This window comes from Paenibacillus sp. ISL-20, assembly GCF_018613005.1.
In the GTDB taxonomy this organism is placed as follows: domain Bacteria; phylum Bacillota; class Bacilli; order Paenibacillales; family Paenibacillaceae; genus Paenibacillus_AQ.
Genome location: NZ_JAGGRD010000009.1, coordinates 226,234 through 238,873, shown reverse-complemented (window position 1 = coordinate 238,873; position 12,640 = coordinate 226,234). Strand labels below are relative to the sequence as shown.

General features: G+C 51.3%; 9 protein-coding genes. 6 read left to right on the top strand and 3 right to left on the bottom strand.

Going from position 1 to position 12,640, the window contains the following annotated elements; all coding sequences use genetic code 11:
* Positions 1-128: 128 nt before the first annotated feature.
* From J7E85_RS06590 to J7E85_RS06570, 5 genes are read left to right on the top strand one after another with little or no spacing between them, the layout of a single operon-like run.
* A complete protein-coding gene (locus J7E85_RS06590) occupies positions 129-1,580 on the top strand; it encodes a polysaccharide deacetylase family protein (RefSeq protein ID WP_215156256.1) in 1,452 nt (483 codons plus the stop codon).
* A gap of 1 nt (position 1,581) precedes the next feature.
* Positions 1,582-2,895, top strand: coding sequence for a nucleotide sugar dehydrogenase (locus J7E85_RS06585; RefSeq protein WP_215156122.1), 1,314 nt, complete (start codon positions 1,582-1,584; stop codon positions 2,893-2,895).
* 19 nt (positions 2,896-2,914) lie between these two features.
* Positions 2,915-4,786, top strand: coding sequence for a glycosyltransferase family 2 protein (locus J7E85_RS06580; protein WP_215156120.1), 1,872 nt, complete (start codon positions 2,915-2,917; stop codon positions 4,784-4,786).
* Positions 4,787-4,818: 32 nt separating this feature from the next.
* On the top strand, positions 4,819-6,576 hold the full coding sequence (locus J7E85_RS06575) for a polysaccharide deacetylase family protein (protein ID WP_215156118.1): 1,758 nt from the start codon (positions 4,819-4,821) through the stop codon (positions 6,574-6,576).
* A gap of 29 nt (positions 6,577-6,605) precedes the next feature.
* Entirely contained in the window at positions 6,606-7,694 is a 1,089-nt protein-coding gene (locus tag J7E85_RS06570; RefSeq protein ID WP_215156116.1) for a glycosyl hydrolase family 18 protein, read from the top strand.
* A gap of 128 nt (positions 7,695-7,822) precedes the next feature.
* On the opposite strand, the gene J7E85_RS06565 is transcribed toward J7E85_RS06570, so the two are convergent.
* Both J7E85_RS06565 and J7E85_RS06560 read right to left on the bottom strand, forming a co-directional pair.
* A complete protein-coding gene (locus J7E85_RS06565) occupies positions 7,823-9,970 on the bottom strand; it encodes a YhgE/Pip family protein (RefSeq protein WP_215156114.1) in 2,148 nt (715 codons plus the stop codon).
* 29 nt (positions 9,971-9,999) lie between these two features.
* Positions 10,000-10,386 carry a YhjD family protein gene (locus J7E85_RS06560; RefSeq protein ID WP_215156112.1) on the bottom strand — a complete coding sequence of 129 codons (387 nt, stop codon included), beginning with the start codon at positions 10,384-10,386 and terminating at the stop codon, positions 10,000-10,002.
* Positions 10,387-10,566: 180 nt separating this feature from the next.
* Between J7E85_RS06560 and J7E85_RS06555 the strand changes: the two genes are divergently transcribed.
* Positions 10,567-11,076 (top strand): Crp/Fnr family transcriptional regulator, encoded by a 510-nt coding sequence (locus J7E85_RS06555; protein WP_076320827.1) that lies wholly within the window; start codon positions 10,567-10,569, stop codon positions 11,074-11,076.
* 197 nt (positions 11,077-11,273) lie between these two features.
* Here J7E85_RS06555 and hmpA read toward each other — a convergent pair whose 3' ends face one another.
* Positions 11,274-12,479 carry an NO-inducible flavohemoprotein gene (gene hmpA, locus J7E85_RS06550; RefSeq protein ID WP_215156110.1) on the bottom strand — a complete coding sequence of 402 codons (1,206 nt, stop codon included), beginning with the start codon at positions 12,477-12,479 and terminating at the stop codon, positions 11,274-11,276.
* Between the last annotated feature and the right edge of the window lie 161 nt (positions 12,480-12,640).

Sequence of the window (12,640 nt, the reverse complement as noted above, 5' to 3'; positions counted from 1 at the left end):
AGCAATTATGATATGTTGGTGTTATATTCTATTGGTTTATTCAGGAAGGGCTTTAAGAAAAACCCTGTTTGAAATTTAAAAGGAGTATCCAGATGAAAAGAGATTTTAGTAAAACCCGAATGTTATACATGCTTACGAGAATGACCGGACTGTTGTTATCCCTGACGTTATTGGGTGGCTGCGGTCTTTTTGGAGGTAAGCAAGCTCCCAGTGATGAGACGGGCGGTTCGACAGCGACTGTTCAACAAGTGGAACGGTATACGGGGGAGAAGAGCAGGGAAATCCCGTTTGTTTATACGGCCAGGAAAGAATTAGCGCTTACCTTTAATGGCATGGGCGATAAAGCGACCATGATGGCACTGATCGATGAGCTGGATGCGTACGGAATCAAGGCGACCTTCTTTCTTCCGGGCATCCGAGTAGCGGAGGAACCGGACATTGCTGAAGCCATTTTGTCCAGAGGTCATGAAATTGAGAACAATACGCTCAATCAGCTCGATATGAATCAGCTTGATTACGATCAGATCTATAAGGAGATCAAGCTTGCGAACGATGTCATTGAGCGGGAAACGGGCGCCCAGCCCCGCTATGTTCGGACACGCTCCGGCGATTATCCGGAAGAAGTGCCACTGGCAGCCGCGCATCTCGGGATGAAGGCTGTTGTAAGTTATAACATTAATCCCAAGGATCGCAGTATGCAGAGTGCTGAAGAGATTGGAGAGTATGTGACCAGGTTCATCTCCAGAGGCGGCATTATTTCCATGAATACCGACGTCAATCCGGAAGTGATATCTTCTATTAAATACATCGCCCAGGCCGTGGACGATATCGGATATCGATTGGTCACGCTGGATGAGCTGGTGCGAAATGGCGGAGAGCGAAAACCGCTCGAGTTAATTCCGGGATACGACGCTGCGAGAATGAACCCGGATTATCAACAGGCGAAATATGAACTGGTTTATAAAGTCAATACCAATAAAAAAGAAATTGCCCTGACGTTTGATGATTTCGGAAGTGACAAAACGGTTACCCGCATCCTTGATATTTTGGCGGAGCATGATGTGAAAGCCACCTTCTTCCTGCGGGCCAAAGGAGTTGAAAGCAACCCGAATTTGGCGCGGGCGATGGTGGAGGGCGGACATGATGTGGCTAATCATTCCTACAGTCATCCCGTCGTGACATCGCTAACGCCCGAAGAGCTGCAGAAGGATGTCGTCAAGGCCCACCAGGTCATTACGGAGGCCATACAGCAGCAGCCTGTCATGCTGTTTCGTCCGCCGACCGGCGTGGTTGATGATGAACGGGCCAAAGCGCTGGCGGCTACCGGTTACCCGGTCATTGCGATGTATGATGTGACGACGCTGGATTGGGATGTTTCCAATAGTGCCGACGATATTGTGAACGGGGTAATGACAAAGACACAACGGGGAAGCGTCATTTTGCTGCATATGCTGGATGACATTCATACCATTGAAGCTCTGCCAAGTGTACTGGAAGGGCTGAAGAATAAAGGATATACGTTTGTAAAAATGGCGGACATGATGCAACTGCAGGACAAAGCCGCAATGGAGATGGAATAAGATGGAATTATATGAAAACATGCTGGACCGTGTAGACAGACTGGCGGTCGTCGGTCTTGGATATGTAGGCCTGCCGCTGGCGGTCGCATTCTCAAGAAAGCTGGATGTCATCGGCTTCGATCTGAGCGAGGCCAAGGTGCAGCAGTATCGCAGCGGATTCGATGCTACTGGTGAGATCGGAGATGCTTTGCTTACGAACTGCACGGCTGCCTTCACTTCGGATCAGGACAAGCTTAAGGAGGCTCGCTGTTTTATTGTGGCCGTTCCGACACCCGTGAAAAGCGGAAATGTCCCGGACCTGAAATTCGTGCGCAATGCCAGCCGTTTGGTCGGCCGCGCATTAACCCGGGGAGCGGTTGTTGTGTATGAGTCGACGGTGTATCCGGGCGTTACGGAGGAAGTGTGCATTCCGATTCTCGAAGAGGAGTCCGGCCTACGCTTGGGCGAGGATTTCAAGGTGGGGTATTCCCCGGAACGGATCAATCCCGGAGATCAGGTGCACCGGCTCGAGACCATCGTGAAAATTGTGTCCGGCAATGATCCGGAGGCATTGGAAATGGTTTCCAGTCTATATGAGCTGATCATTGATGCGGGGGTCCACCGGGCGGAAAGCATCCGGGTGGCGGAAGCGGCCAAGGTTATCGAGAATGCCCAGCGCGATATCAATATCGCCTTCATGAATGAGCTTTCCATGCTGTTCAATCAGATGGATATCGATACGAATGCCGTGCTGCGGGCAGCGGAAACGAAGTGGAATTTCCTCCCGTTCCGGCCGGGGCTCGTTGGTGGTCATTGCATCGGAATTGATCCTTATTATCTGACGTATAAGGCCGAGGACACGGGATATCATTCCAAGATTATTTTGGCCGGGCGGCATATCAATGACGGAATGGGGAAATACATCGCCCAGCATGTCATTAAACTTGCGGTTCGCCATGGTATTGATCTGATGAGGGCGAAGGTGGCGGTAATGGGTCTGGCGTTTAAGGAGGACTGCCGGGATATCCGCAACTCCAAGGTCATCGATATTATCCGGGAGCTGCAAGACTATGGGATCCAGCCGATGGTGGCGGACCCGCACGTGGACCGACATCAGGCGTATGAGGAATATGGTATCGAGCTGTCGGACATGAGTGAACTGAGAGACATCCAGATTGCGGTTGTTGCCGTTGCTCACCGGGAGTTCAAGCAGCTTGGGGTTGCCGAATTCAAGGACATGTTCAGCTCTGAAGAGGCGAAGCTTCTGATCGACGTGAAGGGAGCTTATCCAAAAACCGAATATGAAGCGAATGGCTTTCATTATTGGAGTTTGTAGATAACGATGGGAGAAAGCAATGAGGATTATAAAAAGAAAGCAACCGAAGAGCACCAAGGAAGTTCTTGCGGTTCCGCGTACAGATAGACGTACTCTTTCCTATGTACCCGATCCGGAGCAGATCCGTTTGAACGCGGACCGAAGAGGCAACCGAGAACAGCAGCCTGGGGATGATGTGTCCAGCTCTGAATATTTAAATAAGCTGCGTATGCTCAGCTTGCGTTATGAAGCGGAATTTGAAGTATGGATCGTTCCCAAGGGGAAAAAGAAAAAAGCGGGAATTAAGGGACAGGCTGCCGATATTTCGGCCACCGGCCTGCTGCTCAGGCTGCCGGACGACGCTTCAGGCCTTGAAGTGGGTGACACAGTGAAGGCCCGATTCCGTATCCCGCCGGGCTCCATGCCCGAGGGTTTCGAATCCGCCGTAAGGATGGATGCAAGCGTCGTTCGTCGGGCCACGAATTCGGCAGAATCCGGTGAAGAGCATATGCTGGCCTTAGAATTTGAGAAGCCGCTGACGGAATATTTTCAGCGCAAACGGTGGGGCTATTCCGTGTATTCTGCCAGCGCGTTGATGTTCATGGCGGTGCTCTTCATCATGCTGATGCGGGCCGAGAGCATTATTTATTTCAAATACAACATGGTGCTGTATTTGTACAGCTTAATCGCAGCTCTGTTTCTGCTGACACGCTACCTGTTCGGGGCGTTGTATCGCGATGTGCCGATCAATCCGGATTATACACCGGGGGTTTCGATTATTATCCCCTGCTTCAATGAAGCAGATTGGATCAAACGTACGATTCTCAGCTGTATTAATCAGGACTATCCGGTAGATAAGCTGGAGGTCATTGTCGTGGATGACCGATCGACAGACCAATCGGTACAGCAGATCAAGGATATGATCGAAGTGATTCACTCCGAGGCGGAGCGTTACGCTACCCGCGAGCGCTTGTCCTATACGGTGCTGCCGGAGAATGCGGGCAAGCGGGTCGCCCTTGTCAAAGGTGTGGAGATGGCGAAGCATGATTTGGTGGTCTTTGTGGATTCCGACAGCTTTCTGGACCCGATGGCGATTCGCCACCTCGTTCAGCCTTTTCAGGACCCTAATATGGGCGGCGTTGCCGGCCGGACAGACGTCGAGAATAAATATACCAATAACATGACGAAGCTGCAGACGGTCCGTTATTATATTGCATTCCGGATCATGAAAGCGGCAGAGTCTTGGTTTGATAGCGTGACCTGCCTGTCGGGCCCGTTATCCTGCTACCGGAAAGAGCTGATTATGCAGCATGCGGACGCCTGGCTGAATCAGAAGTTTCTGGGCAGACCCGCCACCTTCGGGGATGACCGAAGCATGACAAACTTTATTTTGAAAACACATCGTACCGGTTACCAGGATTCCGCCATATGCTCGACAATTGTCCCTTCACAGATGAAGGTGTTCCTGAAGCAGCAGATGCGCTGGAAGCGCTCCTGGCTGCGCGAGTCGCTCCGGGCCGGAAGCTTTATTTGGCGCAAAGAGCCGTTTATGGCATTGTTTTTCTACATAGGCCTGATCGTGCCGATTGCCGCGCCTGTTGTGGTTGCCTATAACTTGATGTACGTGCCGATCGTTCATGGCATTTTCCCCGGGACCTTCCTGATGGGCTTGCTGCTGATGGCGCTGCTGATGAGTCTTGCCCACCTGCTGTTTCGCAAGAGCAGGCTCTGGGTGTTCGGCTTCGTGTTCTGTCTGTTCTATGAATTTGTCCTGTTATGGCAGATGCCGGTGGCCTGGTTTACCTTCTGGAAGTCGACATGGGGAACCCGGGAAACGCCGCAGGATATTGAAGCGAGAGAGAAGAAGGAAGCACGCAAGCGCAAAGGCAAAAAATTCGGATTACCGTTCTGATCGTGTCAAAGCGGTTGAAGTGAGGATGACAAATGGGTAAAAAACGAAATACAGCCCTCAATGTTCAGCGAAAAAATCGCCGCAAAATCATCAAAGTTACGGCACAGGTTGTTGTATTGGCCGTAGTTGTCGTCCTGCTGGCGAATGCAATTTTCGATTTTCGCACCTATAAGGAGCCGGACAAATCAGCCTGGCGTCAGGATCAGGGCTTTATTGCGCTATCCTATTTTGGAGTCGGTCGCACCGGGACATCCAAGCTCGTATCCAAGAGCCAGCTGGACGCCCAGTTGAGGGCTTTATATGAACAGGGCTACACCACGATTTCGCAGCAAGATATTATGGATTATTATCGTAATGGCAAGAAGCTGCCGGATAAAGCGCTGTACCTGTCCTTTGAAGATGGACGGAATGACTCCGCGCTGTTCGCGCAGCCGTTGCTGGAGAAATACAACTATAAGGCCACCTTCCTGTCTTATGCCAACAAAATGGGCAACAGTGAACGGAAATTTCTGCAGCCGAAGGATATGCTGAAGATGGCCCGCACCGGTTATTGGGAGCTTGGGACCAACGGCAACCGGCTGACTTATATTAATATTTTTGATCATGAAGGCCGTTATATCGGCGTTAAGGACGAAAGTGAACTGACCAGCAAATCCAACGTGGAGTATTACAACCACTATTTGATGGATTTCATACGTGATGGGAATATGATTCCGCTCGAGAACCGCGCGGAGATGGAAGAACGGATCCAAGCGGACTATGAAGCGATGAATCAGGTTTACACGAAAGCGCTTGGTTACGTTCCAGGCACGTATATGATCATGCACGCCAATGCGCTGGGCGGAGGCATGAATCAGCTTGTAGCCAATGCCAATACGGCGCAGATTCGGCAGTTGTTTGGGATGAATTTCAACCGGGAAGGAATGGCCTTTAACTCGAAGGATAGCGATCTTTATAATCTGACTCGGGTTCAGCCTGCTCCTTACTGGTCTACCAATCACCTGTTGATGAAGCTGCACAAGGACCAAGGACAACCTATGCAGTTTGTGCGAGGGGACAAGCAGCAGGCCGATAAGTGGGAGCTGCTTGGCGGAGCGGCTGAATTTGCGGATAACCGTTTCGTGGTCACATCGCCCCCGGCCCAGGCAGGGATCGTTTATTTGAAGGGCAGCGAAGAGTCTGACATAACCGTCTCGGCGAAGGCACTCGGTAATGTGGTAGGACGGCAGTCCATCTATGTCCGTTACGACCGGACGAAGGGCTCTTACTTAAGGCTTCTTCTGGAGAACAATAACGTGGTGGTAGAACAGAAGAAAGCGGGTCAAGCACCCGAGGAGCTGTTCACCTATACCTTGCCGAAGGTCGAGTGGGGGGAAGAGGACCTGCAATTCGATAAGGCATCGATATATACCAAGGAGCAGACGCAGTCCGGAGACCGGGATGATGAGAATGAGTATCCGGTCAACATACTTGGCAACCGTTGGCTGGAGGTTTCGGTGAAAGGCCATTCCCTGTCCGTGAGTGTCGATCAACAGTTGATTCTGGATCAGCAGCCTGTGGATGTTTCGATTGGTGCAGGGGGCGTGGCGTTTGAATCGCAATATCATGAGCAGAATGAGAAAGATGATATTTATGACGCTATTTTTGAAGATGTCGCCATTGCATCCGAGCCTGCGAGCGGTGATATGAAGCTGCTGTTTACGAACAAGCCGTCCGGACTGACCGGTGTCCTGACAGGCGTGCAGAGAAGTTTGAGCCGGGCGGTTGACTGGGCTGTGGAGACTTTTTAAAATTCGGATGGCGTAGGACGTGAACAAGAATGAAGAATCGCAGGAGGAAGTGGGCAGGAGCTGTGGTACTGATGGCTGTGTGCGCTGCAGTCTCCTTCTGGTGGCTGCGCACCGAAGAGCAGGAGAAAGCGCTGCAGGTTCAGTTACCGCAAACAGGAGTGAAGCTGTCTGCCTGGATTACCGATTGGCAGTGGAGAACGGGCGTTACGGATCTGAAGCAGCTTGGTAGTGAGCTTGAAGAAATTCATTTTTTTGCAGCTTACTTCAATCATAAAGATGAACTCCATTTTACTTCGGATTTTCGGGAGGGGCTGCCTGGGTTTCTGGAGATTTCCCGGAAAGGGAAGCAGCTTCGCCGGGTCCTGACCATCGTAAACGATCGCTTTGATACTGATGGGACGGCGGACCAGAAGGATCCTGAGCTCATCTCCCGGATCGTGGCTACTCCGGAAAGCCGCAACCTGCATATCGGGCACATTCTGGCTGTGGTATCCCAGCATGGCTTTAGCGGTGTGGAACTGGATTACGAGAGGGTACGCAAGGAAGATTGGGCGAATCTTTGCGCTCTGTACAAGGAGCTGTATGAACGTTTGCAAGCGGACGGGTTCTCACTTCGTATCGTGCTGGAGCCGGGGATTTCCCAGTCATCCATGGAGTTGTTGCCGGTAGGTCCGGATTATGTCCTGATGGCATATAACTTGTACGGAGGGCATAGCGGACCGGGGCCAAAGGCGGATCACGCCATGATTAGGAAGCTGGCAGACAAATTGCACGGGATTCCGGGAGACCATGCCATCGCATTGTCAGTTGGCGGGTTTGACTGGGCGAAGAACGGCAAGATTGTCTCATTAACGGAAAAGCGTGCGGTGGAGCTGGCGCGTTCCATCTCGGAAGTGCCGAAGCGGGATCCGTCAAGCGGTGCCCTGTATTTTGAATATACGGACGACCAAGGTTTCGGCCATACCGTATGGTATGCGGATGGAATGACTATTGCCGGCTGGATAGATACGGCGAGAGACGCTGGTATTTCGAAGATTGCGATCTGGCGGCTTGGGGATATGGAAGAAGATACGTTGAAACAGTTGAAGGCATATCATCAGCAATCCCAACATAAGTGAATGTATACGAAAAGTAAGGACATCCCATGGCTCCAAGAAGCCGCTTGGGGTGTCCTTTTGCGTAAAATGACTTATGTTGTAGTCAAACAGTCTTTCTGTACGAGTATACGGACCGAAAGGAGGCTGGGTTAATGGATGAGCTTCGAGGCTTTCGCTTTGCGGACGAGACCGCCGCTGGCCCGGTTGATCGGCTTCTTGAGTGCAATCCCGATCATCAGCGCAATTGCCGCGAAGATCAGCATGAACAGGACATCCCGGACGATAATATCCCATAGAATGCCGCCAACGGCTTCCCGCATCATGCTAATAGCGTAGGTGAATGGCAGATACGGATGCAATGCTTGGAAGAACGGCGGTGTCATCTGGATCGGAAACGTTCCGCCTGCGCCTGCAAGCTGCAGCACAAGCAGTACGATGGCCATCGCTTTTCCGACATTACCGAATACGGACACCAGCGTATATACAATCAGCATGAAGATGGTGCTGATCAGCAGCGCAAACAGGATGAACCAGCCCGGATTCACCACATAGGTTCCCAGCAAATAGATATCACCCAGGGTGACGAATAGCGCTTGGAACAGGGCAATGGTCAGAAAGGTTAAATAGCGTCCAAAGTAAACCTCGATGCTGCGGAAGCTTCTCTCTTCATCATGAACCTCAACGGAGAGCAGGGAAACAAGCAGCAGGGCACCTACCCACAAGGATAACGTCGTGAAGAAGGGAGACATGGCGGACCCGTAGTTCGGGATAGGGTAGAGTCGATTCTCTTCCAGCGTAACAGGCTCGGCAAAAAACTGGCTTTCGAGCTCGAAATTATTTTGAAGCAAATCGATAACCTCTTGGATATCCCCTGCAGCTTCCATCTCACGCAGCCGATTCGCCAACTGTGTAATTCGAAGCTCGGCCTCCGGCAGACGGCTTTGGGCAAGCTGCACTTCTTCGCCGCCTACCTTGAGCCCTTTCTGGGCATCTTTGAGCAAATGCTGAATGTCGGGCACGCTGGCAAGCGCCTGGGTCAGCTCCTGCTGAACACGCTTGGCCGTGCCTGCGCCCTTGGTGAAGGCTTTACTTATCGCTGGACCGATCTCCGTATCGTAGCGGCTTAACACCGTGTTGGTTAGTCCCGTAATGTCATCGTTTAGCTTCTTCAACTTATCGATGGCATCTGCAGGTGTTTCTTCTCCCCGTTCCACGGCTTGGGCTATGGTTTGGAGCACGGTTTGGGCTGAGGTCCATCGTGCGGCAATATCCTCAAGCTTCGCCGCCCCGGAAGCTGCCGCCGGGGAGATCGAGCCCAGTCGCTTGAACAATTGACCCAGCCGGGCCGCGGCTTGCGCTGCTGTCTTTGCGCGTTCCTGCGCAGCGTTCAAGCGGCTGGCAAGCTCTTTCGGGTCGATGTCGGCTTGTCCTAGAGCGTCCAGCACTTGCGAGAGCGCTCCGGTGGTTGCAGCCAGTACCTCCAAGTCCTGACGCAGAGCAGGTTCCAGCGATTTCGAGGCACCAGCGGCCTCATTCGCGAACTCCGCCAGCGCACCGGCCATGGCCTTGCCGTCCGTGGCAATCCCTTCAAGGCGAGGCAGGGCGGTGCCGGCTTGCTGAACCAATCGGTTGGCCAGCTTAATATCCTTTGCGGCTGTGCCCACCGCTTCATTGAGCGCCGGAAAGCTTTTTTCGAGCCGGAACAGAAGATTTCGTACTTTATTGATGGCCGGAAGCTGGTTCTCGATCTCAATCCCGAGTGTGTTGAAAATCTCGAAGATGGTGCCGTTGGCGGTTTTGATGAAATTTTTGCTGATTTCCTCTACAACACCGGATGCACCCTTGGCCGTCACTTTGGGAGAAATAGCGTTGATTTTCTCGTTTGTATAATAGAGGATCTGAGCTTTGACAGGCTCATTGCTCAGCACGGTGCCGATCCGGGCAGAAAAGTTCTCCGGAATAATGATGGCGGCATAATCATCACCGTGCCGTACACCCTGAATGGCGTTCTCACTATCCTCCGTAAACCGCCACCCCAGCTTCTCATTGTGATGGAGGGAATCCACGATTTCTTTTCCCAGGTTAATGGGTTGGTCGCGAAGAGTGGTGCCTTTATCCAGGTTGGCAACGGCAATGGATACACCGGAGGTCTGGCCATAGGGATCCCAAGAGGCCTCAATGTTAAACCAGGCATACAGAGAAGGAAGAATAGCAAGCCCGGCTATGATGACGCCTGCAGCCCAATTACGGATGATTCTATGGATATCGGCAGAATATATGTGGAAGATATTCTTCATGAGCGCTCCTGTCTTGTACGTAGTTGGTGCTAGTATGCCGCAAAATCCGTGCCAAGATACGAAAAGAGCCGATCCTTTATCTCTTCCTTCAGGGAATGCCATTCGCAGAGCAGACTGCATTCATAACCGCGGCACAAATACTGAACCTGCAGTCCTTCCGAGGCTGTACGGCTCTGGCTACGAATCCGGATGCCGCGCCGCCTCATCTGCTGCTGCATGATCCAGGCTTGATCCGAATCTCCTTTTTTAATTAGCTGCAGATTTAAGATATAGAGGTCAGCCATTTTGAGTGTAAGGGTCTTGAGAATTTGAATATCCCGCTCGAGAACAGACTGAATGAAGTGATGCAGCAGATAAGCTCGGATCAGGGCTTCGTCTTCTAGTGAAGGCGGAGGAGGCGTGGAAGGCTTCATCATAAGAGACACATCCTAAGACATGAAATGCATAAGAACGTATGTTCTATCATACACATGGTATGCCAACAATATACGGCGTGCAACCATTAAATATTGGCAATTGTTTATTGATCCCAGTGGATTCATGGCGGCATATCGTTTACACTCCTGATAACTGCATTATCAGGAGGCGATTCATTAATGATTCTTCATAAAGGCGAAATATTGTTCAGGCAAGGAGATAGCGGGGACCATCTATATCACATCCGGAGCGGATTGTTCAAGGTGACCCGTCTCCATCCGAACGGCAATATGGTGCTCTTCAATATTTTATATCCTGGTGAAACGGTGCCGCATCATTCGTTGATCAGCCCGAAGGAGACACATGGAACGGCGATCGCTCTGATCCAGAGCGAAGTGGAGCTCATATCGGCTGAAGCTTGGTACCGCCAGCTCGAGGAGGATCCGCAGAAACCGCTCGAGGTCGCCAGATTGCTGCAGGAAAAGGTGCGGTTCATGCAGATGAGGCTGGATCACTTGACGGTAGGAGGACCTGCGGAGCGGCTTGAACTGCTGATCCAGTGGCTGGATGAGTATTCACAGGGAATACACTTGACCGAGTATCTGACTCAGGAAGAGATCGGACAGCTGATCGGCGTGAGAAGAGAAACGGTAAACCGGCTGCTGCGGGAACAGGGCAAGCACATATAGCCCTATAGCCCGAAATTTGTGGACGATATGCACGCCAGGATACATAGGTTTATAAAATGCTCACGACCAGAATTAGCAAAAGGTTCACCTCTTCGCAGAATAATTGTTAACAGCAAACATGTTCAATCCAAAAAGGGTGCCTGTCTTTATGCAAGACAGGCACCCTTTGATTAGGTTCGATTCTTTAATATGGTTAATTAATCTTCCAATGTACCTGCCGGGCCAAAGAATTCATAATGAATCCGGTCGGAAGGTACCTCCATGGATTTCAGTTGACTGTTAACGGCACGCATGAACGGAACCGGACCGCAGAAGTAGAAGTCGGCTTTCGCATCGACGGTTTTGCGAAGGAAATCAAGATCAATATAGCCTGCTTGGTGGCACTGATCCTCCGATTCCGGCTGTTCATAAATGACGTAAGAGGTTAGCTGCGGATGCTTGGAGGCGAGTGCATCGATATGAGACTTCATTGCATGCTGACTACCGCACTTGGCCGCATGGATAAAGGTTACTTTCCGGCCGGGTTGATTCAGCAGCACGGTTTCCAGCATAGCCACCATCGGGGTCAAACCGACACCGCCGCTGATCAAGGCAAGCGGAAGATCACTGTCCGTATCCAGGGTAAATGTACCGGCCGGAGCCGTGACCTCGAGAACGGTCCCAACCTCAGCCTGACGGTGCAGCCAAGTGGAGACGATGCCGGCAGGTTTTCCTTCTAACTCATCCTCACGCTTGACCGTTATTCTGTAGTAAGGCTGACCCGGTGCGGACGAGAGACTGTAATGACGATTATGATAATAGGTTTCACCTTCAGGTTTTACCCGGAGCGTAATGTACTGACCGGGTTCATAAGCGGAAATCTCACCGCCATCCTGTGGGACCAGGTAAAAGGAAGTGATGACAGAGCTTTCTTCCACCTTCCGGTCAATCACGAAATTGCGGTATCCGCTCCAACCGCCGGTCTCGTTCGCGGCTTGTTGGTACATATCTGCTTCAATGCCGATGAAGACATCGGCAATGGCGCCGTAAGCTTCGTCCCAGGCCTCGATAATTTCGGGTGTTGCGGCATCTCCCAGCACTTCTTTCATGGCGGCGAGCAGTGTTTCGCCGACGATTGGATAATGCTCGGGCAAAATGTTTAATGCCCGGTGCTTGTGTCCGATCTGCTTAACAACCGGCACGATCGCTTCAAGACGGTCGATATGGGCTGCGGCGGCGTACACGGCATTGGCAAGGGCAAAGGGTTGTTTTCCTTCTCGTTGATTCGCATGGTTGAATATGTTAAGAAGCTCCGGATGATGATGAAATAATTTTTGGTAAAATGCAGTCGTGATTGCCGTTCCATGAGTTTCAAGAACAGGAACGGTCGATTTAACGACTTCAATCGTATGCTGGCTTAACATGTGGACTCCCCCTGATTCATAAGTCGAATTCGTGTTCAATTTAAGTATAGACAAGGGAAGAAAGGGTACTTGTGATTTTGGTCACATCGGATTTAGCGAATATGTGAACAGAACAGCGATATTTTTATGGAGTAGAGTTCTGAAAGCGAGTTTTTTTACAT